Below are 20,734 nucleotides of genomic sequence, written 5' to 3'. Positions count from 1 at the left end.
TGACTTCGTTGTCCGCCCCTGCAAACCGCAGAGCCGTCTGATGAAAAAGTAAACTGGATCACGTCGTTGTCGTCAAGTCTTTAACGCAACGAGCCGGTAACGGCTTTCGAAATCCGCCTGCGTCCGCCCCCGATTTTCGCCCGTGGGCCGTTCCCTGGCCCGTGCTAGTTCCGCCGGATCCCGGCGTGCTGGAACACCAGGGCGGTCGCCCCGAGGGCCTCTGCACGGTCGCCGAGCGAGGACATGGTCAAGGTGGTGGTCTCGCCGATCACAGGGACCGCATGGCGCACGAGGCCCCGGCGGATCGGGTCCAGCAGCAGCTCGCCGAGCCCCGCCAAAGGCCCCCCGACGACAATCACCTCGGGGTTGATGAGGTTCGAAACGTTGCCCAGCGCGCGTCCGACGGCGAGCCCGGCGTCGTCCACCACCCGGAGGGTCGCGGAGTCGCGGCCGAGCGCCTTGCGCACGATGTCCTCAGGGGTCACCGGCCGGTCCTCGCCCCGGCTCAGGAGCTCGATCATGGTGGTGGTGGACGCGATGGTTTCCAGGCAGCCCCGGTTGCCGCAGCGGCAGACCAGGCCGTGTTCGTGGATGGTGGCGTGGCCGATTTCGCCGGTGATGCCGACGTTCCCGTAGTAGGGCATTCCGTTCAGGATCAACCCGGCGCCGATGCCCGAGCCGATCTTGAGGAACAGCAGGTTGCTGACGCCGGTGTGCGGACCCCAGGTGACCTCGGACAAGGCCCCGAGGTTGGCGTCGTTGTCCACAAAAACCGGTAGATCCAGCGCTTCTTCGAGCCGCTTGAGGATGTTAATCCCTACCCATTCGGGCAGGATGGCGCCCTGCGCTACGGTGCCGGTGCGGCGGTCAATCGGGCCCGGGATGCCGACGCCGGCCCCCACGAGGGCGCTGCGTTCCACGCCGCTGCCGGCCAGCAGCCGGTCCAGCACTTCGACGGCTGCCGCGATGCCTTCCTCTGCGTGGTGGCCCAGAGGCAACAGGATCGATTCCTCCGCGACCACGTGGTAGCTGAGCGAGGCGAGGAACACCCGCAGGTGGCGCCGGCCGAAGTCGATGCCGACGGCGACGGCGCCGTTGCTGTTGAGCCGGACGTTCAGGGCGCGGCGGCCGGAGCTGGTGATCGGCTCGGTGGAGGCCAGTCCGGCGTCCTGCATGATCCTGACAATGTTCGAGACCGTCGCCGTGGACAGGCCGGTCTGCCGGGCCAGTTCGGCCTGGGTGGACGGGCCGGCCAGCAGGCACTCGATGATCCGTTGCTGGTTCAGATGCCGCAAGGCGGACTGCGACCCGGGGTTTTTGGTGCGGCTCCTCGTTGAGCGCGTTGGTGAGGGCATGGAATGAAGCGTGCCCCATCAAGGGTTTGTAGTCAAGAAGTTAACGCAACCGAAGGCGTCCGTGTCGTTTCGGAATGGTGGAAGCCCGCTGAGAGTCAGCTGTGAAGGTCGCGGTGCGCCCGCGCGAGTTCCTGGTAATGGGCGGCGTTGAGCTTCACGCCGTCGAACTCTTCCTCGGTGAGTTCCCGCCGGACCTTCGCCGGCACCCCGGCCACCAGTGAGCGGGGCGGGACCACGGTGCCTTCCAGCACCACCGCGCCGGCCGCCACAAGCGAGCCGGCGCCGATCACCGCGCCGTTGAGGATCGTGGCGCTCATGCCGATCAGGCAGTCGTCCTCCACCGTGCAGCCGTGCACCACGGCGCTGTGGCCGACGCTGACGCGGGCGCCGACAGTGCACGGGAAGTCCGGATCCGCGTGCAGGACGACGTTGTCCTGCAGGTTGGTGCCGGGCCCGACAATGATCGCCGCGGTGTCGGCCCGGACCGAGACGCCGTAGAAGGCGCTGGAGTTCTCGGCCAGCGTGGCCTTGCCGATGATGGAGGCGCTCGGGGCGACGAAGGCGGATTCATGGACGGCCGGGCTGTCGCCGCCGAAAGCGTAAACGGGAGTCATGGCTACAGCCTAGGACACCGGCCGATGCGCTATCAGTAGTGGTTGGTCCGGATGCCGGTTAGCGGCCATACCTGTTAGCGCAACATAGCGCAACGAGCGTTCATGCCGAGGCCCGCAGGACCCTGAAGCCCCGCCCCAGGTCCGGGTGCCCCAGGTCGGGAACGGCGACGGCGACCGGCGCGCCGGGTTCCGCCACCCGCTTCAGTTCACGGACGACGTCGTCCCACTCCTGCAGCGGCAGGTCGGCCAGCGCGTCCACCGCCCACACGGCCGCGAACGCTGCGTCGGCAAAGGGCAGCGTCCGCCCGGTTGCCACCGAAGCGGACAGGCCCCGGGCACGGGCGGCGTGGATGTTCTCCTCCGAAGCGTCCACCCCGGTGAAATGGATCCCGGCGCGGACAAAGAGCAGCCCCTCCGTACCCGGGCCGCAGTCCAGGCCGAGCACGCCGCGCCGGCCCTCGGCCTTGAGCAGGGCGATGAAACCGGGCAGCTCATCCGTCCGCGCTGATGCCATGGCTCCAGTTAAGGGCGCGCCCGCGTGGAAGACAAGCCTCGGCCTGGGACGGCCGTGAGCTGGAGACGCCTAGCTGAAGACGACCGTGCGGTTGCCGTCCAGCACCACGCGGTGTTCGGCGTGCCACTGCACGGCCTGGGCGAGCGTGCGGCCCTCGACATCGCGGCCCATCTGGACGAACTGCTCGGCGGTGCGCCGGTGGTCCACCCGGATGACTTCCTGCTCGATGATCGGCCCCTCGTCCAGGGCAGCGGTGACGTAGTGCGCCGTGGCCCCGATGAGTTTCACGCCGCGGGCGTGGGCCTGGTGGTACGGCTTCGCGCCCTTGAAGGAGGGCAGGAAGGAATGGTGGATGTTAATGGCCTTGCCGGTGAGCTCCGTGCACAGTTCGTCGGAGAGGATCTGCATGTACCGGGCCAGGACCGTGAGTTCGACGTCGTGCTCCGCCATGAGCTTGCGCAGGGCGTCTTCGGCCTCGTCCTTGGTGTCCGCGGTGACCGGGATGTGGTGGAACGGGATGCCGTAGAATTCGGCCAGGCCGGCCAGGTCCCGGTGGTTGGAGACGATGGCCGGGATCTCGATCGGCAGGGTGCCGGAGCGCTGCAGGAACAACAGGTCGTTGAGGCAGTGCGCGGACGTGCTCGCCATCAGCAGGGTGCGGACCTTGCGGCCGGCCGGGTTCAGGTTCCACTGCATGCCGAAAGCGCGCGCCACGGGGTCCAGCGCCATCTGCAGTTCGGCCGGCGGGGCCGCCGTCGTGGCCTCGACCCGCATGAAGAACGTCCCGGTGCCCTGGCTGCCGTACTGCTGCGAGTCCGTAATGTTGCAGCCGGCCACCAGGAGGGCCCCCGCTACGGCGTGCACGATTCCGGGCCGGTCCGGGCAGGAGAGGGTCAGTACGTAAGAAGCGGTCAGCTGGTCGTCAGTCACGAAAGACAGCCTACCCGCGGCTGCGATACGCTGGACGGGTCGCAACTGGCGTTGGGTGGTTAACCACCAGGGAGCGGCACGCACGCAGACCACGGATCGTACGCCTGGGCCGAGGGTCATGTTTTCCGGTTGGCAGCCCCGCTGCCCGCCGGCCGCCAGCGCCCCCTTGCGGGCGTTGCGCCAGCAGCGCGGCCCCGTTTGGGGTCCGTCATTTTGCGGCGCCGCGGCAGGCCAGCCGGTAACCTGACCTCAAAGCAGTGACCGTTGCCAAGCCAGGAGTTCTTCGTGACTACTTCCTCCCTTCGCCTTTCCTCAGCAGCCGTGAGCAACCAGCCGCTCGCTGACCTCGATCCCGAAATTGCCGCCGTCCTGGCCCAGGAACTCGGCCGCCAGCGCGGCACCCTGGAGATGATCGCCTCCGAGAATTTCGCACCGCGCGCCGTGATGGAGGCGCAGGGGTCCGTGTTGACCAACAAGTACGCCGAAGGCTACCCGGGCCGCCGCTACTACGGCGGCTGTGAGTACGTCGACGTCGCGGAGCAGCTCGCGATCGACCGCGTCAAGGAGCTCTTCGGCGCCGAATTCGCCAACGTCCAGCCGCACTCCGGCGCGCAGGCCAACGCCGCCGCACTTGCCGCCATGATTACCCCCGGAGACAAGATCCTGGGCCTCTCGCTGGCCCACGGCGGGCACCTCACGCACGGCATGAAGCTCAACTTCTCCGGCAAGCTCTACGAGGTCGCCGCCTACCAGGTCGAGGAAGACAGCTTCCGGATCGACATGGACAAGCTGCGGGCGCAGGCGCTCGCCGAAAAGCCGCAGGTCATCATCGCCGGCTGGTCCGCCTACCCGCGCCACCTCGACTTCGAAGCCTTCCGCTCGATCGCCGACGAGGTCGGCGCGCTGCTCTGGACCGACATGGCGCACTTTGCCGGACTCGTGGCCGCCGGGCTCCACCCCAGCCCGGTGCCGTACTCCGACGTCGTCACCTCCACCGTGCACAAGACCCTCGCCGGTCCCCGTTCCGGTGTGATCCTGGCCAAGCAGGAGTGGGCCAAGAAGCTCAACTCCAGCGTCTTCCCCGGCCAGCAGGGCGGCCCGCTCATGCACGTCATCGCCGCCAAGGCGGTGGCCTTCAAGATCGCCGGCACGGAAGAATTCAAGGAGCGCCAGGAACGCGTGCTGGAAGGCGCCCGGATCATCGCCGACCGCCTGAACCAGTCCGACCTTTCCGACGCCGGCGTCTCCGTCCTCACCGGCGGCACCGACGTGCACCTGGTCCTGGTGGATCTGCGCAACTCCCAGCTGGACGGCCAGCAGGCCGAAGACCTCCTGCACTCGGTCGGCATCACCGTCAACCGCAACGCCGTGCCCTTCGACCCGCGGCCGCCGATGGTCACCTCCGGCCTGCGCATCGGCACCCCCGCCCTGGCCACCCGCGGCTTCGGCGCCGGGGAGTTCACCGAGGTCGCCGAGATCATCGCCACCGCACTGAAGTCCGGTTCCGGTACCGACATCGAGGCGCTCCAGACCCGCGTGGACAAGCTGGCCGAGGACTTCCCGCTGTACCCGCAGCACGAGCAGTGGTGATCCGATGAGCACCACGGACTCCGCAACCACCGACTCCACAACCACCGACGCCGCGCGAGCACAGGCACGCACCGCGCAGGTTCTCGACGGCAAGGCAACCGCCGCGGCGATCAAGGCCGAACTGACCGAACGCGTGGCCGCCCTCAAGGCGCACGGCATCGTCCCGGGCCTGGGCACGATCCTGGTCGGGTCCGACCCGGGCAGCACCTGGTACGTGGCGGGCAAGCACCGGGACTGCGCCGAGGTGGGAATCACCTCCATCCGCCGCGACCTGCCGGAACAGGCCACGCAGGAAGAGCTGCTCGCCGTGGTCCGGGAACTCAACGAGAATCCCGAGTGCACCGGCTACATCGTCCAGCTGCCGCTGCCGGCACACATCGACCAGGACGTCATCCTGGAGGCCATGGATCCGGACAAGGACGCCGACGGGCTGCACCCGATGAACCTGGGCCGGCTCGTGGCGAACGTCGGCGGACCGATGAAATCCCCGCTGCCGTGCACGCCGAAGGGCTGCGTGGAACTGCTCACCCGGCACGGGATCAGCCTGAAGGGCAAACGCGTGCTGGTGGTGGGCCGCGGGGTCACGATCGGCAGGCCCGTGGGCCTGCTGCTCACCCGCAAGGACGTCAACGCCACCGTCATCCTGGCCCACACCGGCACCGTGGACCTGCCCGCCGAACTCCGGCAGGCCGACGTCGTGATTGCCGCTGCCGGCCAGCCGCACATGATCAAGGCGGCGGACCTCAAGCCTGGCGCCATCGTGCTCGACGTCGGCGTCAGCCGGGTCGACGACGGCTCGGGCAAAGCCGTGGTCACCGGGGACGTAGAGCCGGCGGCCGCCGACGTTGCCGCCTGGCTGTCGCCCAACCCCGGGGGAGTGGGCCCGATGACCCGCGCCATGCTGCTGGCCAACGTGGTGGAGACCGCCGAACGGCACCTGCACGAGGGACACACCGCAGCACCCAACTGACTCGCAGTAGGTGTCGTTTTGACCGCTCAAAACGACACCTACTGCGAGTCACCCGGGCGAAGTTCGTAAATAACCGAACAATTTTACGAAAAGACTCTTTCATAGTTTGCCGGCATCGGCTAGCGTGTTCGGGTGCCTGAACTTGTCTCGAAAGAAACGCCCGTGACCAGCCCCGCCGAAACCGGCCAGCCCCGGTATGTCATCACCGCCGAAAACCTCACCAAGAGCTACGGCGACGTCACCGCCGTCGACGGCATCTCGTTCCGAGTGCCGGCCGGTGAAGCCTTCGGACTGCTCGGCCCGAACGGCGCCGGCAAGTCGACCACCATGAAGATGATCGGCGGGGTCTCGCAGCGGACCTCCGGCAGCCTGAGCATCATGGGCCTGGACCCGGAGCAGCACGGCCCCGAGGTCCGCGCCCATCTGGGCGTGGTCCCTCAGCAGGACAACCTGGACGAGGAGTTGCGGGTCCGCGACAACCTGCTGGTCTACGGCCGCTATTTCGGCCTGCCGATGAGCTACCTCAGGCCCAAGGCGGACGAGCTGCTCGAGTTCGCCCAGCTGACGGACAAGGCCAAGTCCAAGGTGGATGCGCTCTCCGGCGGCATGAAGCGCCGCCTCACGATCGCGCGGTCCCTGATCAACGAACCCCGGATCCTGCTCCTGGACGAACCCACCACCGGCCTGGATCCGCAGGCCCGGCACATCCTCTGGGACCGGCTGTTCCGGCTCAAGGAACAAGGCGTCACCCTGATCCTCACCACCCACTACATGGATGAGGCCGAGCAGCTCTGCGACCGCCTGATCGTGGTGGACAAGGGCCGGATCATGGCCGAGGGGTCGCCCGCCAGCCTGATCCGCGAGTACTCCACCCGCGAGGTCCTCGAACTGCGCTTCGGCTCCGAACGCAACGCCACGATCGGCGCGGAGCTCGAGGGCATCGGCGAACGCATCGAGACGCTCCCCGACCGGGTCCTCATCTACGCGCACGACGGCGAAGCCGCGCTGGAGCAGGTCTCCCTGCGGGGCCTGCACCCGGTCACCTCGCTGGTGCGCCGGTCCTCGCTCGAAGACGTCTTCCTGCGCCTGACCGGCCGGAGCCTCGTTGACTAATCCACTTCAAGCTCAGCCAACGACGACGGCGGCGGGGTCTGTCCTTCGCGCACACCCGCCGGCCGTCTCCGCGGCCCGCGCCCGCCGCTGGGGCGCCTTCTACTACGCCGAGCAGGTCCTGCGGGTGATGAAAGGCTACGGCTGGACCATCGTCATGTACGGCGTCGGCCAGCCGGTCGCCTACCTCTTCGCCATGGGCGTGGGCCTGGCCACCCTCGTGGATACCAACTCCGCGGCGGCCTTCGGCGGCGTCAGCTACCTGGCGTTCATCGCGCCCGCGCTGCTGATCTCCGCGGCGGTGATGACGGCGGCCAACGAGTTCACCTTCCCGGTGATGGACGGCTTCAAATGGCGCCGTGTCTATTACGGCCCGCATGCCTCGCCGCTGACCCCGGAGCAGATCGCGGCCGGGCAGATCATCGCCGTGACGGCGCGATTTCTGCTGCAGTCGGCGATCTACTTCGGCGTCGTCGCACTGTCCGGTGCGTCCCCGGGGGGCTGGGGCTGGGTTTCAATCCTGGTGGCCACCCTGGCCGGACTGTCCTTCGGCCTGCCGCTGATGGCGTACGCAGCTACCGTCAAGGAAGACAAAGGCCAGTTCGCCATGGTGATGCGCTTCATCGTGATGCCGTTGTTCCTGTTTTCCGGAACGTTCTTCCCGCTGGACACGCTGCCGCTGGCGGTCCGCTGGATCGGCTGGATCTCACCAATCTGGCACGGCACCCAACTGGGCCGTGTCTTCAGCTACGGCTATCAGGAATCAGCGCTGCTCACCGCAGTCCACGTCGTCTTCCTGGTCGCCCTCGCCGTCGTCGGCTGGGTCCTGACCCGGCGCCAGTTCGCCAAAAGGATGGCATCATGAGTGCAATCGCCGGCCACGCCGCCCCCGAGGCCGCACGCAACCGGCGGTTCGGACCGCTCTACTCACGCAACGTGCGCGCCGTCGTCGCACGCGGGCTGATGGCCACCAAGAGCAGCAACTGGATGGTCATGCTCTCGGGATTCTTCGAACCCGTGCTGTACCTGATCTCGATGGGCGTGGGCCTGGGCGCGATTGTCGGCGCCGTGCAGGGCCCCGGCGGGCAACCGATCTCCTACGCCGCGTACATCGCCCCGGCGCTGCTGGCCGTGTCGGCGATGAACGGCGCCGTCTACGACTCCACCTGGAACGTCTTCTTCAAGATGAACTTCGCGAAGCTCTACCAGGGCATGCTCTACACCTCGCTGGGGCCGGTCGACGTCGCGATGGGCGAGATTTTCCTCGCCCTGCTGCGCGGGGCGCTGTACGCCACCGGGTTCACCGCCGTGATGGGCGTGATGGGCCTGATCACCACTCCGTGGGCCATCCTGATGATCCCGGCCGCGGTCCTGATTGCCTTCGGCTTCGCGAGCTTCGGGATGGGCATCACCAGCTTCCTGAAGACCTTCCAGCAGATGGACTGGATCAACTTCGTGATGCTACCGATGTTCCTGTTCAGTGCCACCTTCTACCCGTTGAGCGTCTACCCGCAGGCCGTCCAGTGGCTGATCCAGGCGATGCCGCTATGGCACGGGGTGGAGCTGCTCCGCCAGATCAGCGTGGGCGCGTTTTCCCCGGCTACCGCGGTGCACATCGGCTATTACCTTGTCATGATCGTGCTCGGCGTGGCGCTGACCACCGGCCGGCTCCGCAGGCTCTTCCTGAAGTAGGCCGCCGGCCCCAACTAACTGGCAGCAGGTGTCGTTTTCAGGGCTCAGAACGACAACTACTGCTACCCAGTTGGGGTTCGCCGGTTGGAGGCGTTCGCCCGGGGTGGAAGCGCCGCTCCGGGCTGGGCGGGTTTGCGATAATGGGCTCATGCAATCTCTGGGCACCCCTTCCTCCAAGCCGTCCGCGTTCAACGCCGCCACCGGAAAGTTCTCTATGTTCCGCATCGGCGGGCTCGGGATGACGGTCTTCATCATCGCCTTCCTGGTGGCTGTCATCTTTGCGGCGAACCAGAACGACGTCGTGGGCTGGGTCGTGGCCGTCATCGCCGCCTTCTGGCTGGCGCTGGCGGCCTTCGTGGTGTTCAGCATCCAACGGGCCGCCAAAAGGGCCGGTGCCAAGCTGAATGAGGCGCAGAACGCGTTCAACTCCGCGGTGGGCCGGGCGCCGTCGTCCGGCAGTGCCGACCATGGCGGAACGCGGCTGGTCGGCGAACGCCGCGACGCCGATGACCTTCGCGACATGAAACTGGACCACTCCTTCAAGATCGTCCAGGTGCAGGTCCGCGTGGTGGAGCAGGAACGGGCCAAGGGCGCGGCGTCGGACCCGGAGACCATCCGCCGCGCGCTGGAAACCATCGAGATCACGGCCACCAATGCACGGGACATGATCAAGGCCGGGGGCGGCTCGGACGAGCCCGTCAGCGGAACCATCATCGACTAGAGTGGAGCGGGTGAGCTCGGCATTGGAGAAGGACCACCTTCGCATCGCATCGGTAAACGTCAACGGCCTCCGCGCCGCCTACAAGAAGGGCATGGCGGAGTGGCTGGCGCCGCGGGACGTGGATATTCTCTGCCTCCAGGAGGTGCGCGCACCGGACGCGATCGTCCGGGAACTGCTCGGCGAAGGCTGGTACATCCTGCACGCCGAAGCCGAAGCCAAGGGCCGCGCCGGTGTAGCCATTGCCTCCCGCACCGAGCCCACGGCCACCCGGAACGGCATTGGTGACGACTACTTCGCCACCGCCGGCCGCTGGGTCGAGGCCGACTACATTGTCCGCGACGCCGCCGGGCAGGCGTCGCAGCTGACTGTGGCCAGCGCCTACGTGCACTCCGGCGAGGCCGGCACCCCGAAGCAAGAGGACAAATTCCGCTTCCTTGACGTGATGGTCAGCCGCCTGCCCGAACTGGCCAAGCACAGCGACCACGCGCTCGTGGTGGGTGACCTCAACGTCGGCCACACGGAGCTGGACATTCGAAACTGGAAGGGCAACGTCAAACGGGCCGGCTTCCTGCCGGAGGAGCGCGCTTATTTTGACCGCTTCTTCGGCGAGGACATCGGTTGGAAGGATGTACACAGGGGCCTGGCGGGTAACGTCGACGGCCCCTACACTTGGTGGTCGCAGCGGGGACAGGCCTTCGACAACGACACCGGCTGGCGTATCGATTACCATCTGGCCACGCCCGCTCTCGCCGCCGCCGCGGTGTCGGCAGTTGTTGACCGGGCGCCGTCCTGGGACACACGCTTCTCCGACCATGCCCCGCTGGTAGTGGACTACCGGCTCTAAGTCCGAAGGTTTTCATCGACATGACTAGCTCTCCCGCCGCCACTTCCAAGAAGCGCATCCTCTCCGGCGCCAAGCCGACCGCGGACTCCCTGCATTTGGGCAACTACATCGGCGCCGTGCGCAACTGGGTGGACATGCAGGCCGAATACGACGCCGTGTTCTTCATCCCGGACCTGCACGCCATCACTGTCGACTTCGAACCGTCCGAGTTGGCCAAACGGACCCGCGTGGTGGCGGCCCAGTACATCGCGGCCGGGATCGATCCGGACAAGTGCATCTTCTTTGTGCAGTCACACGTGCCCGAACACGCGCAGCTTGCGTGGGCCCTGAACTGCATCACGGGCTTCGGCGAAGCGTCCCGGATGACCCAGTTCAAGGACAAGACGCAGAAGTCCGGCGCGGAAGCCGCGACCCTGGGCCTGTTCGCCTACCCCACCCTGATGGCCGCCGACATCCTGCTCTACCAGACGGACTTGGTCCCGGTGGGGGAGGACCAGCGCCAGCACCTCGAGCTGACCCGCAACCTGGCACAGCGCTTCAACACCCGCTTCGGCGAAACGTTCACGGTTCCGGAGGCCACCATCCTGAAGGCCAGCGCCAAAATCTACGACCTGCAGAATCCGGCGGCCAAGATGTCGAAAACGGGCGAGTCGCCCAACGGGTCGATCCAGCTGCTCGAGGAACCCAGGATCGCCGCCAAACGCATCAAGTCCGCCGTGACGGACGCCGGCACGGACATCCGCTTCGACCCGGAGGAGAAGCCTGGCATCTCCAACCTGCTGACCATCTATTCGACGCTGACCGGCAAACCGGTCGCGGACCTGGAAGCCGAGTACCAGGGCAAGATGTACGGCCACCTGAAGACTGACCTGGCCGGGGTGATGGTCGACTTCATCACCCCGCTGCGGAACCGGACCAACGAGCTGATGGCCGATCCGGCCGAGCTGGACCGGCTGCTGGCGCAGGGCGCGGAGCGGGCGCGGGAAATCGCCTCGGTGACGCTGGCCCGGGTCTACGAGCGCATGGGATTCCTGCCGTCCCTCAGCTTGGCGGGAGTCCGCTAGCGCAATGTCCTCCGTCAGCAAGGTCACAGCCAGCGACACCGGCCGCGCCGCCCACCACAGCGCGCGCAAAGGCTCAGCCGCAGCACCCCACCGGAGTGCGGCGGCCGGCAACGGGCAGGCCCCGGACGAGGGCATCAGCATCGGTGTCATCCTGGGCTTCCCGGCGGAGCTCGCGGAGGAGCTGCAGCGCTGGCGGGCCTCCTTCGGGGACCCGATGGCAGCAACCGTGCCGGCGCACATCACGCTTGTCACCACCACCATGACGCAGGACTGGGAGGCCACCCGTAGCCACGTCCGTGAAGTGGCACGCCAGCAGGAGCCGTTCACCGTGACGATCGCGGGCACCGGGTCCTTCAGGCCGGTCTCGCCGGTGGTGTTCCTGAACGTCGAGGCCGGCTTCGGCGAGTGCGTCAGCCTGCACCGCCGGCTGCAAGCCGGCCCGCTGGAACGGGAACTGCCGTTCGCCTACCATCCGCACGTCACGATCGCCCACGACGTGGCCCCCGAAAGCCTCGACGAGGCCGAAACGGCGCTGAAGAACTACAGGGCCAGCTTCCCGGTGGCTAGCATGGGACTCTACGAGCACGACGACAACGGCATTTGGCAGCTACGGGAAGAGCTTGACTTTGGTACCGAACCTGACGAACACCGAAGCGCGGCCGGCGCAGCAGACGCCCGCTGATCCTCCGCTTCCCACCGAGCTGGCCCGGCTGCGGCTGGAGGTCATCCGGAAGCGGGTTGCCTGGGGCAAGGCGCGCCGCGCCGGCGGCGGCCTGGCAGCGCCGCTCGCATTGGTCCAGTGGCTGATTGCCCGGCTCAACGCGTTCCGCCCGATGCGGGCCTTCCAACACTACAACCTGCAGCACGGCCCGCTGATGAGCGCCGGCATCGGCTTCAACATGTTCTTCTCCATCACGGGCCTGCTGGCCACCGGCTTTTCGATCGCGGGACTCCTGCTGCGCGACCAGCCCGCGCTGCTGGACAAAGTCGTCGCCAGCGTGGCCACCAGCGCCCCGGGCCTACTCAAGGTCGACGGCCGGGAAGGGCTGGTGAACCCGCAGGACCTGCTGAACCCCACCGGCCTGGGCTGGACCGCCGTGATCGCCGCCGCCGTGACCGTCATAACCTCGCTGGGGTGGATCGCCGGGCTGCGCGACGGACTGCGGGGCGTGCTCCGGCTCGGACCGCTGAAGATCAACCCGATCCTGCTGAAACTGCACGACGTCGGCACCCTGCTGCTGCTCGGCGTCGCGCTGGTGATCAGCGCCGGCGCCTCGCTGGTGTTCGGCACCGCCGCCGGCTGGGTGGCCGAACAACTTAAGCTCGATCCGCTGGTGGCCGGCCCGCTGACCACCTCCATCAAGATCGGCGTGCCGCTGGTCCTCGGCTGGGTCACCGCGGTGGTCATGTTCCGGCTCGCCGGCGGCCTGAAACTGCAGCGGCGGGCCCTGCTGGAAGGCACCATCTTGGCCGCCGTGGGCACCAGCGTGCTGCAGATCTTCAGCACCGAACTCCTCGCCAGCGCCGGCCGGAATCCGCTTCTGGCGCCGTTCGCCATCATCATCGGCCTGCTCATCTGGTTCAACCTGGTCAGCCAGGTCTACCTCGTCTCCGCAGCGTGGTCGGCGGTCCGCGAGGAAGACCTCAAGACCGCGCCGTCTGCCACGCCCGCCGGCTGGGGAGCGAGGCAGGTGCAGCCGGGGAAAACTCCGACCGCACCGCACGCGCGCCACCGCCCGAGCGCCGCGGTGTTCAGGCGTCGAGGTACTGATCGGCCCACGCCGAAATAATCTTCGCAGCGCGGGCGGCTTGGCCCTTGCCCGTGAGCAGATGGTCGGAGCCCTCCAGCGAGACGAAGCTGCGGGGATGCCGCGCCGTCTGGAAGATGCTGCTGGCGTTGTCGATGCCCACCGTGTTGTCGGTGGGGGAGTGCAGCACCATCAATGGTTTGTGCAGCTGCCGGATACAGTCGGTCAGGTCCGCGTTTTCGAGGTCTTCGACGAAGTGCCGGCGGATCTCCACGCGTTTACCGCCCAGATCCACCTCGGCGCTGCCCTCGCTCAGGATCCGGTCCAGCGCGGCGTCAAAGACGTGGGCCACGTGCTTGGGTGAGAACGGGGCGCCCACCGTCGCAACGGCGTCGAGCTCCGGGATGCTGCGGGCCGCGGCCAGCACCGCGGCGCCGCCGAAGGAGTGCCCCACGAGCAGCGAGACAGGCCTGCCGGAGCCGCGCATGAACCCGGCCGCCCTGACCGTGTCCGCCACCTTGTGGCTGAAGGAGCCCTCGGACCAGAGCCCCGCGGACTCGCCGAGGCCGAGATTGTCGAAGCGGAGCATGCCCACCCCGTTGTCCGCCAGCGCCTTGCACATCCGGGACGCCGCGGGGCTGTCCTTGCCGAGCGTGAAACCGTGCGAGAACACGCCCCAGCCCTTCACCGGTCCCTCGGGGAGGTCCACGACGCCGGAGAGCAGTTCGCCGGTGGAACCTTCGAAGGTGACTTTTTCGGAGCGGGACACGGAGGTCCCCTTTCTGGTCGGCGTCTGAGGGCCAGACGACGGCGGCGCCCCCACCGGGGAGGTGGGAGGCGCCGTCGTCGTTGGAGCTGGTGCTGAAGCGGTTGCTAGATCTTGCGGGCCAGGATGGCCTGCTTGACCTCGGCAATGGCCTGCGTGACCTGGATGCCGCGCGGGCAGGCCTCGGTGCAGTTGAAGGTGGTGCGGCAGCGCCACACGCCTTCCTTGTCGTTTAGGATCTCCAAGCGCATGTCGCCGGCGTCATCACGGGAATCGAAGATGAAGCGGTGCGCGTTGACGATCGCCGCCGGGCCGAAGTACTGTCCGTCGGTCCAGAACACTGGGCAGGACGACGTGCACGCGGCGCAAAGGATGCACTTGGTGGTGTCATCGAACCGCTCGCGGTCCTCGGCGGACTGCAGGCGCTCCTTGGTGGGCTCGTGGCCCTTGTTGATCAGGAACGGCATGACTTCGCGGAAGGACTGGAAGAACGGCTCCATGTCCACGATCAGGTCCTTTTCGACCGGCAGGCCCTTGATCGGCTCGACCGTGATGGGCTTGGTGGTATCCAGGTCCTTGAGCAGGGTCTTGCAGGCCAGGCGGTTGCGGCCGTTGATGCGCATGGCGTCGGAGCCGCAGACGCCGTGGGCGCAGGAGCGGCGGAACGAAACACTGCCGTCCTGTTCCCACTTGATCTTGTGCAGGGCGTCGAGGACACGGTCGGTGCCGTACATCGTGACGTGGAAGTCGTCCCAGGTCGATTCGTCCGAGACCTCGGGGTTGTAGCGGCGCACGCGCAGCGTGACATCGAAGGACGGGATCTCCCCGCCGCCGCCGACGCCGGCGGGCAGTTCGATCTTTGAGGCTGGCTCAGCGAGTTCAGCGGTCATCTTAGTACTTCCTCACCATCGGCTCGTAACGCGTAAAGACCACCGGTTTGGTGGCAAGCCGGATGCCGGCAATCGCCTCGGCGGAACCGTCCGCCGGGGCGTGGTCATCCTTGTACGCCATGGAGTGCTTCATGAATTTTTCGTCGTCGCGCTCGGGGAAGTCCTCGCGGAAGTGTCCGCCGCGGGATTCCTCGCGGTGCAGGGCAGCCACGGTCATGACCTTGGCGAGCTCCAGCAGGAAGCCCAGTTCCACGGCCTCCAGCAGGTCCAGGTTGAAGCGCTTGCCCTTGTCCTGGACGCTGATGCGCTGGTACCGCTCCTCGAAGGACGCGATGTCCGTGAGGACCTGGTTCAGCGTGTCGGCCGTGCGGAACACCTGCATGTTGGCGTCCATGGTGTCCTGAAGGTCCTTGCGGATCTGGGCCACCTTTTCGGTACCGTCCGAGGTGCGGACGTGGTCCAGCAGGTTCAGCGTGTACGCCTCGGGATCGGCGGGGAGTTCGACGTAGTCAGCGGTCTTGGCGTACTCCGCGGCGGCGACGCCGGCGCGCTTGCCGAAGACGTTGATGTCCAGCAGCGAGTTGGTGCCCAGGCGGTTGGAGCCATGCACTGACACGCAGGCGACCTCGCCCGCGGCGTAGAGGCCCGGGATGACGGTGTCGTTGTCCTGCAGGACCTCGGCGCTGATGTTGGTGGGGATGCCGCCCATGGCGTAGTGCGCCGTCGGGAAGACCGGGACCGGCTCCGTGTACGGTTCCACACCGAGGTAGGTGCGGGCGAACTCGGTGATGTCCGGCAGCTTGGCGTCGATGTGCGCCGGCTCCAGGTGCGTCAGGTCAAGCAGGACATAGTCCTTGTTCGGGCCGCAGCCGCGGCCTTCGCGGACCTCGTTGGCCATGGACCGGGCCACAATGTCGCGCGGGGCGAGGTCCTTGATAGTGGGGGCGTAGCGCTCCATGAAGCGCTCACCCTCGGAGTTGCGCAGGATGGCGCCCTCGCCGCGGGCGGCCTCGGACAGCAGGATGCCCAGGCCGGCCAGGCCGGTCGGGTGGAACTGGAAGAACTCCATGTCTTCGAGCGGGATGCCGCGGCGGAACGCGATGCCCATGCCGTCACCGGTGAGGGTGTGGGCGTTGGAGGTGGTCTTGAAGACCTTGCCGGCACCGCCGGAGGCGAAGATCACGGACTTGGCCTGGAACACGTGCAGTTCACCGGAGGCGAGGTCGTAGGACACGACGCCGGCCACGCGCTTCTGCTTGTACGGGGTGCCGTCCTCGCGGACCGCGTCTTCCTCGACCGTCAGCAGGTCCAGCACGTAGTACTCGTTGTAGAACTCGACGTTGTGCTTGACGCAGTTTTGGTACAGGGTCTGCAGGATCATGTGCCCGGTGCGGTCCGCGGCGTAGCACGCACGGCGGACCGGCGCCTTGCCGTGGTCGCGGGTGTGCCCGCCGAAGCGGCGCTGGTCGATCCGGCCCTCGGGCGTCCGGTTGAACGGCAGGCCCATCTTCTCCAGGTCCAGGACGGCGTCGATCGCTTCCTTTGCCATGACCTCGGCAGCGTCCTGGTCGACGAGGTAGTCGCCGCCCTTGACGGTGTCGAAGGTGTGCCACTCCCAGTTGTCTTCTTCGACGTTGGCCAGGGCGGCACACATGCCACCCTGCGCCGCGCCGGTGTGGGAGCGGGTGGGATAAAGCTTGGTCAGTACTGCTGTTCGTGCGCGCTGACCGGATTCAATCGCGGCGCGCATGCCAGCGCCACCGGCGCCGACAATGACGACGTCGTACTTATGGACCTGCATACCAGATGCTCTTTCTCTCAAAATTCGCTGTAAAACACCGCCGGCCTAGCCTGCGCAGTGAGATCTCGTGATCCTGGCCGGCACGGGCAGGCAAGGATCAACGCCCGGAGGCCCGGACCGCTACGGAGCGGGGCAGAACCCGCCGGGCAGCTGCACGCCGTCGACCACGGGGCACGGGTTGAAGGTGAAGATCACCAGCGTGCCCAGGATGACGATCGCCGCGGCGGCCGCGTAGAGCACGATCTTCAGCCAGAAACGCGTCGCGTCCCGTTCGGCGTAGTCATTGATGATGGTGCGCACGCCGTTGGTGCCGTGCAGCATGGCGAGCCACAGCATGGCCAGGTCCCAGACCTGCCAGAACGGGTCGGCCCATTTGCCTGCGACGAAGCCGAAGTCGATCGCGTGGATGCCTTCGCCGACCAACAGGTTGACGGTCAGGTGTCCGAAGATGAGGACCACGAGCACGACGCCGGAAAGCCGCATGAAGAGCCATGCCAGCATCTCGAAGTTGCCCTTGGAGGAGCCGCTGCGGCGGTACTGCGGCGCGATCTTGCCGCCGGTGCCCTTGCCGCTGCTGTTTTGTCCACTCCTGCCGTGTCCACTACGTGGGGTTTGAATTTGGGTTGCACTCATGGCTTAGTGACCTCCGAAAGCGAGGGACAGGTGGCGGATGGAGAAGCCGACCATGACGACGACCCAGAGGGCCAGGACCGTCCACAGCATCTGGCGCTGGTATTTGGCGCCCTTCTTCCAGAAGTCGACGGCGATGATCCGCAGGCCGTTGAAGGCGTGGAACACGATCGCTGCGACAAGGCCCGTTTCACCCAGGGCCATAAGGGGGTTCTTGTAGGCACCGATCACGGCGGTGTAGGCCTCGGGGGACACACGCACCAATGAGGTGTCCAGCACATGGACCAACAAGAAGAAAAAGATCACTACACCGGTAACGCGATGTCCAACCCAAGACCACATGCCTTCACGGCCGCGGTACAAGGTGCCAGCTGGTTTTGTCGGCACTGAATAAACCTCCCTGCAACACAGCGGCGCTGGCATGGGATCCACGCGGGGGGAACGCCTGCTGCGAGAGCACTCGTAAGCTCAAGCCTAAATCTAGGCTTCGCTCACAGCTTATTCAATTCAGCGGATCGTTGGTGACGGCGCCCCGCGCGGTTTTTGGCCGGTTTTGAGACGAAGACCACATTCACTGGCTCCCGCTGTCTTTTTGCGTACGTGCCACCGCTGCCGGCCCTGGGGGTGCCCAGGGTCCCCGGGGTCCCCGGTGGGCGTCCCCGGTGGGGGACCCCGAGGCCGCGCCCGAGGGCGCACGGCGGGGTTCGGCTAAAGTAGCCGTGATGACTACTGACAATGTGACCAGCCACGACTCACCTCAGGGCGCTGCGGCGGATTCCCCGCTGGACCGCTTCATCGCGGTGATTCCCGCTGGCGGTGTGGGAACCCGGCTCTGGCCGCTGTCCCGGGCCGCCGCCCCTAAATTCCTGCACGACCTCACAGGGTCCGGCAGCACGTTGCTGCGCGCCACCTACGACCGGCTCGAGCCCCTCGCCGGAAATCGCGTGCTGGTGGTCACCGGTACGGCGCACCGCGAGGCCGTTTGCCGGCAGTTGCCTGAGGTGGCAGAGTCGGACCTGGTGCTGGAGAGCGAGCCCAAGGATTCGGGGGCGGCCATTGGCCTCGCCGCGGCCATCCTCTACGAGCGCGATCCCGACGCCATCATGGGGTCGTTCGCCGCGGACCAGGTCATCAGCCCGGTCGGGCTGTTCCAGGACGCCGTCCGCGAGGCCATCCACACCGCAGCCGCCGGAAAGATCGTGACCATCGGCATCAAGCCCACGCATCCCTCCACCGGCTTCGGCTATATCCGGGCCGGCGAGAAGCTGAGTGTGGCCGGCGCCCCGAACGCCCACACGGTGGTCGAATTCGTCGAAAAGCCCAGCGAGGAAGTCGCCCAGCAATACCTGGACAGCGGCGAATACGTCTGGAACGCCGGCATGTTCGTCGCGCCGGTCTCGCTCATGCTCAAGCACCTGGAAGCCAACCAGCCGGAACTCTTCGCGGGTCTGCAGGAAATCGCCAAGGCCTGGGACACCCCGCTGCGCGACGAGGTCACGGCCCGAGTCTGGCCCACCCTGCCCAAGATCGCCATCGACTATGCGGTAGCCGAGCCCGCCGCAGCCGCCGGGGACGTCGCCGTCGTGCCCGGATCCTTCCTTTGGGACGACGTCGGAGACTTCGCCTCCGTGGGCCGGCTGAACAGCGCCAAGGAAGTCGACGACGTCACCGTGATCGGCGAGGGTGCCCGGGTGTTCACCGAAGATGCCAGCGGCGTCGTGGTCACCGACACCAAGCGCGTGATCGCCCTGATCGGCATCAAGGACGTGGTGATCGTCGATACCCCGGATGCGCTGCTCGTGACCACCAAGGCGCACTCGCAACGGGTCAAGGCAGCGGTGGACGCGCTCAAGGCCAGCGGCGACACGGACGTTCTCTAGCGCTTCGGGTAGCGGCCTGCTTCGGGGCTTGTTCCGGCGGCAATCCGGGGCGCGCTGGCCGTAATGCACCGTCCGCGATGCCGCTATTTTTAGGACTCTCGCTACAGTGATTGTGTGCGCAATTACACTACTGAAGCTGAACCGACCACCCTGGTGCGGCCGTGGCTGGTGCCACTCCTGCCGGAGCTGATCGAGTTCCGCCGCGACCTCCATGCGCACCCGGAACTCTCCTTCAAGGAATTCCGCACCACGGACAAGCTGGCCCGTCGGCTTGAGGCTGCCGGCCTCAAACCGCGCCGGCTCGAGGGCACCGGGCTGACCGTGGATGTGGGGGAGGGGCCCATTGCCACCGCCCTCCGCGGCGACATCGACGCCTTGCCCATCATCGAGGAGACCGGGCTGGCGTTCGCGTCCCGCAACCATGGCGTGACCCACGCGTGCGGCCACGACGTCCACACCACCACGATGCTGGGCATCGCCCTGGTCCTGCAGCAGATGCACGAGTCCTCGCCGCTGGGCGGCACGGTGCGGATCATCTTCCAGCCGGCCGAGGAGACCATGCCCGGCGGCGCGCACGCCTGCATCGAGCAGGGAGTCCTCGAGGGAGTGCCGCGGATCCTGGCGCTGCACTGCGACCCCCGGATCGAGGTTGGCAAGATCGGCACCCGGATCGGAGCCATCACTTCGGCGTCGGACACCATCAAGATAGAACTGAGCGGCCGCGGCGGCCACACCTCACGCCCGCACCTGACCGAGGAACTGGTCTTTGCCCTGGCCCAGATCGCCGTCAACGTCCCGGCCGTGCTGTCCCGCCGCGTCGACGTGCGCAGCGGCGTGTCCGTGGTGTGGGGGCAGATTTCGGCCGGCTCGGCCCCGAACGCGATTCCCGGCAGCGGCTACATGGCGGGCACCATGCGCTGCCTGGACCGGGATGCCTGGCACAGCGCCGGGCAGATCCTCGACGAGGTGGTGCAGCAGATCGCGGCGCCCTACGGCGTCGACGTGCACCTTGAACACACCCGCGGCGTGCCGCCGGTGGTGAACTCCGAACACGAAACCGCGCTGATCGAGGCCGCCGCCCGCGCCGAAATCGGCGAGAGCTCCGTCGTGCTGACGCCCCAGTCCATGGGCGGCGAAGACTTCGCCTGGTTCCTGGCGGACCTGCCCGGCGCCATGATGCGGTTGGGCACAAAAACCGCCGGCGGCGAAGAGTACGACCTGCACCGGGGCGACTACATCCTGGACGAGCGCTCGCTGGGATTGGGCATCCAGGTGCTCACGGCGGCCGCCCTGCGCACCCTCCGCGACCTCTGATCCACACCCCGGCTCCGGCCTGCGTCGGATGTCGGTCCGGCTGCCCTGCCGGGATTGCCTGCCGGTCTGCCCTGCGGCCCGCGACGCCGCGCGGAACCTCCCCACCCTTGAGGGCACGACGTCGGGACGCGCCGGCATTCCGGACCGACACGCCGTCGGCGCCCGGCATACATGGGGAAATCCGGCGTGTGCCCCCGCGGACCCCTGCCAGGCCGCCGGAGGCGTAGGTAGGTGCGGGGCCGTTAGGTTGTGCACAATTGAATTGTGGGCTACGGTTATTGGGTGACTGAAACCGTTCCGC

21 protein-coding genes and 1 riboswitch are annotated in these 20,734 nt (G+C 67.2%); of the genes, 12 read left to right on the top strand and 9 right to left on the bottom strand.

Features of this window, described 5'->3' with window-relative positions:
• Positions 1 to 164: 164 nt before the first annotated feature.
• The 4 genes from AC1DGI_RS08170 to purU form a co-directional block, all read right to left on the bottom strand.
• Positions 165 to 1,355 (bottom strand): ROK family transcriptional regulator, encoded by a 1,191-nt coding sequence (locus AC1DGI_RS08170; RefSeq protein ID WP_441401973.1) that lies wholly within the window; start codon positions 1,353 to 1,355, stop codon positions 165 to 167.
• 95 nt (positions 1,356 to 1,450) lie between these two features.
• A complete protein-coding gene (locus AC1DGI_RS08165; RefSeq protein ID WP_476898401.1) occupies positions 1,451 to 1,969 on the bottom strand; it encodes a gamma carbonic anhydrase family protein in 519 nt (172 codons plus the stop codon).
• Positions 1,970 to 2,069: 100 nt separating this feature from the next.
• A complete protein-coding gene (locus AC1DGI_RS08160) occupies positions 2,070 to 2,483 on the bottom strand; it encodes a methyltransferase domain-containing protein (protein WP_476898400.1) in 414 nt (137 codons plus the stop codon).
• Between the two features lie 69 nt (positions 2,484 to 2,552).
• Complete coding sequence (gene purU / locus AC1DGI_RS08155; protein WP_476898399.1) at positions 2,553 to 3,413, bottom strand: formyltetrahydrofolate deformylase; 861 nt, start codon at positions 3,411 to 3,413, stop codon at positions 2,553 to 2,555.
• Between the two features lie 31 nt (positions 3,414 to 3,444).
• Positions 3,445 to 3,530: riboswitch (ZMP/ZTP riboswitch) on the top strand.
• A gap of 168 nt (positions 3,531 to 3,698) precedes the next feature.
• Here purU and glyA point away from each other — a divergent pair.
• From glyA to AC1DGI_RS08105, 10 genes are all read left to right on the top strand, one after another.
• On the top strand, positions 3,699 to 5,003 hold the full coding sequence (gene glyA, locus AC1DGI_RS08150; protein WP_476898398.1) for a serine hydroxymethyltransferase: 1,305 nt from the start codon (positions 3,699 to 3,701) through the stop codon (positions 5,001 to 5,003).
• A gap of 4 nt (positions 5,004 to 5,007) precedes the next feature.
• Positions 5,008 to 5,973, top strand: coding sequence for a bifunctional methylenetetrahydrofolate dehydrogenase/methenyltetrahydrofolate cyclohydrolase (locus AC1DGI_RS08145; RefSeq protein ID WP_476898397.1), 966 nt, complete (start codon positions 5,008 to 5,010; stop codon positions 5,971 to 5,973).
• A gap of 162 nt (positions 5,974 to 6,135) precedes the next feature.
• Positions 6,136 to 7,086 (top strand): ABC transporter ATP-binding protein, encoded by a 951-nt coding sequence (locus AC1DGI_RS08140; protein ID WP_441402225.1) that lies wholly within the window; start codon positions 6,136 to 6,138, stop codon positions 7,084 to 7,086.
• Positions 7,079 to 7,948 (top strand): ABC transporter permease, encoded by an 870-nt coding sequence (locus AC1DGI_RS08135; protein WP_476898396.1) that lies wholly within the window; start codon positions 7,079 to 7,081, stop codon positions 7,946 to 7,948. The genes AC1DGI_RS08140 and AC1DGI_RS08135 overlap by 8 nt, the downstream gene beginning before the upstream one ends.
• Positions 7,945 to 8,775: an ABC transporter permease gene (locus AC1DGI_RS08130; protein WP_476898395.1), complete on the top strand. Its 831-nt coding sequence runs from the start codon at positions 7,945 to 7,947 to the stop codon at positions 8,773 to 8,775. The genes AC1DGI_RS08135 and AC1DGI_RS08130 overlap by 4 nt, the downstream gene beginning before the upstream one ends.
• A gap of 148 nt (positions 8,776 to 8,923) precedes the next feature.
• Positions 8,924 to 9,496, top strand: a complete 573-nt coding sequence (locus tag AC1DGI_RS08125; RefSeq protein ID WP_441402222.1) for a hypothetical protein — start codon at positions 8,924 to 8,926, stop codon at positions 9,494 to 9,496.
• 10 nt (positions 9,497 to 9,506) lie between these two features.
• Positions 9,507 to 10,340: an exodeoxyribonuclease III gene (locus tag AC1DGI_RS08120; RefSeq protein WP_476898394.1), complete on the top strand. Its 834-nt coding sequence runs from the start codon at positions 9,507 to 9,509 to the stop codon at positions 10,338 to 10,340.
• 20 nt (positions 10,341 to 10,360) lie between these two features.
• Entirely contained in the window at positions 10,361 to 11,404 is a 1,044-nt protein-coding gene (gene trpS, locus AC1DGI_RS08115; RefSeq protein ID WP_441402220.1) for a tryptophan--tRNA ligase, read from the top strand.
• Between the two features lie 4 nt (positions 11,405 to 11,408).
• Positions 11,409 to 12,086 (top strand): 2'-5' RNA ligase family protein, encoded by a 678-nt coding sequence (locus tag AC1DGI_RS08110; RefSeq protein ID WP_476898393.1) that lies wholly within the window; start codon positions 11,409 to 11,411, stop codon positions 12,084 to 12,086.
• Complete coding sequence (locus tag AC1DGI_RS08105) at positions 12,031 to 13,194, top strand: YihY/virulence factor BrkB family protein (protein WP_476898429.1); 1,164 nt, start codon at positions 12,031 to 12,033, stop codon at positions 13,192 to 13,194. The genes AC1DGI_RS08110 and AC1DGI_RS08105 overlap by 56 nt, the downstream gene beginning before the upstream one ends.
• Here the strand turns inward: AC1DGI_RS08105 and AC1DGI_RS08100 are convergent.
• From AC1DGI_RS08100 to sdhC, 5 genes are all read right to left on the bottom strand, one after another.
• The gene (locus tag AC1DGI_RS08100; protein WP_476898392.1) at positions 13,157 to 13,921 is read right to left on the bottom strand and encodes an alpha/beta hydrolase family protein; all 765 of its coding nucleotides are present in this window, start codon (positions 13,919 to 13,921) and stop codon (positions 13,157 to 13,159) included. The genes AC1DGI_RS08105 and AC1DGI_RS08100 overlap by 38 nt on opposite strands.
• Before the next feature lie 104 nt (positions 13,922 to 14,025).
• On the bottom strand, positions 14,026 to 14,808 hold the full coding sequence (locus AC1DGI_RS08095) for a succinate dehydrogenase iron-sulfur subunit (RefSeq protein WP_476898391.1): 783 nt from the start codon (positions 14,806 to 14,808) through the stop codon (positions 14,026 to 14,028).
• A 1-nt stretch (position 14,809) separates the two neighbouring features.
• Positions 14,810 to 16,609, bottom strand: coding sequence for a succinate dehydrogenase flavoprotein subunit (gene sdhA, locus AC1DGI_RS08090; RefSeq protein ID WP_441401721.1), 1,800 nt, complete (start codon positions 16,607 to 16,609; stop codon positions 14,810 to 14,812).
• 120 nt (positions 16,610 to 16,729) lie between these two features.
• Positions 16,730 to 17,242 (bottom strand): succinate dehydrogenase hydrophobic membrane anchor subunit, encoded by a 513-nt coding sequence (locus AC1DGI_RS08085; RefSeq protein ID WP_441401719.1) that lies wholly within the window; start codon positions 17,240 to 17,242, stop codon positions 16,730 to 16,732.
• 3 nt (positions 17,243 to 17,245) lie between these two features.
• On the bottom strand, positions 17,246 to 17,626 hold the full coding sequence (gene sdhC, locus AC1DGI_RS08080) for a succinate dehydrogenase, cytochrome b556 subunit (protein ID WP_138770013.1): 381 nt from the start codon (positions 17,624 to 17,626) through the stop codon (positions 17,246 to 17,248).
• Positions 17,627 to 17,961: 335 nt separating this feature from the next.
• Between sdhC and AC1DGI_RS08075 the strand changes: the two genes are divergently transcribed.
• Together AC1DGI_RS08075 and AC1DGI_RS08070 are read left to right on the top strand one after the other, a co-directional pair.
• Entirely contained in the window at positions 17,962 to 19,119 is a 1,158-nt protein-coding gene (locus AC1DGI_RS08075; protein WP_476898390.1) for a mannose-1-phosphate guanylyltransferase, read from the top strand.
• A gap of 114 nt (positions 19,120 to 19,233) precedes the next feature.
• Positions 19,234 to 20,433 carry an amidohydrolase gene (locus AC1DGI_RS08070; protein WP_476898389.1) on the top strand — a complete coding sequence of 400 codons (1,200 nt, stop codon included), beginning with the start codon at positions 19,234 to 19,236 and terminating at the stop codon, positions 20,431 to 20,433.
• Positions 20,434 to 20,734: the final 301 nt, after the last annotated feature.

Source organism: Arthrobacter sp. 05N428_2, from assembly GCF_056397065.1.
The sequence above is the reverse complement of the archived record's forward strand: the minus strand, read 5'-3'. Positions and strand labels throughout refer to the sequence as shown.

What these genes read in the sequence shown, in the direction of transcription:
- AC1DGI_RS08170 (WP_441401973.1), bottom strand. Translation starts at nt 1,355, where the DNA reads ATGCCCTCACCAACGCGCTCAACGAGGAGCCGCACCAAAAACCCCGGG.
- AC1DGI_RS08165 (WP_476898401.1), bottom strand. Translation starts at nt 1,969, where the DNA reads ATGACTCCCGTTTACGCTTTCGGCGGCGACAGCCCGGCCGTCCATGAA.
- AC1DGI_RS08160 (WP_476898400.1), bottom strand. Translation starts at nt 2,483, where the DNA reads ATGGCATCAGCGCGGACGGATGAGCTGCCCGGTTTCATCGCCCTGCTC.
- AC1DGI_RS08145 (WP_476898397.1), top strand. Translation starts at nt 5,008, where the DNA reads ATGAGCACCACGGACTCCGCAACCACCGACTCCACAACCACCGACGCC.
- AC1DGI_RS08130 (WP_476898395.1), top strand. Translation starts at nt 7,945, where the DNA reads ATGAGTGCAATCGCCGGCCACGCCGCCCCCGAGGCCGCACGCAACCGG.
- AC1DGI_RS08125 (WP_441402222.1), top strand. Translation starts at nt 8,924, where the DNA reads ATGCAATCTCTGGGCACCCCTTCCTCCAAGCCGTCCGCGTTCAACGCC.
- trpS (WP_441402220.1), top strand. Translation starts at nt 10,361, where the DNA reads ATGACTAGCTCTCCCGCCGCCACTTCCAAGAAGCGCATCCTCTCCGGC.
- AC1DGI_RS08110 (WP_476898393.1), top strand. Translation starts at nt 11,409, where the DNA reads ATGTCCTCCGTCAGCAAGGTCACAGCCAGCGACACCGGCCGCGCCGCC.
- AC1DGI_RS08095 (WP_476898391.1), bottom strand. Translation starts at nt 14,808, where the DNA reads ATGACCGCTGAACTCGCTGAGCCAGCCTCAAAGATCGAACTGCCCGCC.
- sdhA (WP_441401721.1), bottom strand. Translation starts at nt 16,609, where the DNA reads ATGCAGGTCCATAAGTACGACGTCGTCATTGTCGGCGCCGGTGGCGCT.
- AC1DGI_RS08085 (WP_441401719.1), bottom strand. Translation starts at nt 17,242, where the DNA reads ATGAGTGCAACCCAAATTCAAACCCCACGTAGTGGACACGGCAGGAGT.
- AC1DGI_RS08075 (WP_476898390.1), top strand. Translation starts at nt 17,962, where the DNA reads ATGACTACTGACAATGTGACCAGCCACGACTCACCTCAGGGCGCTGCG.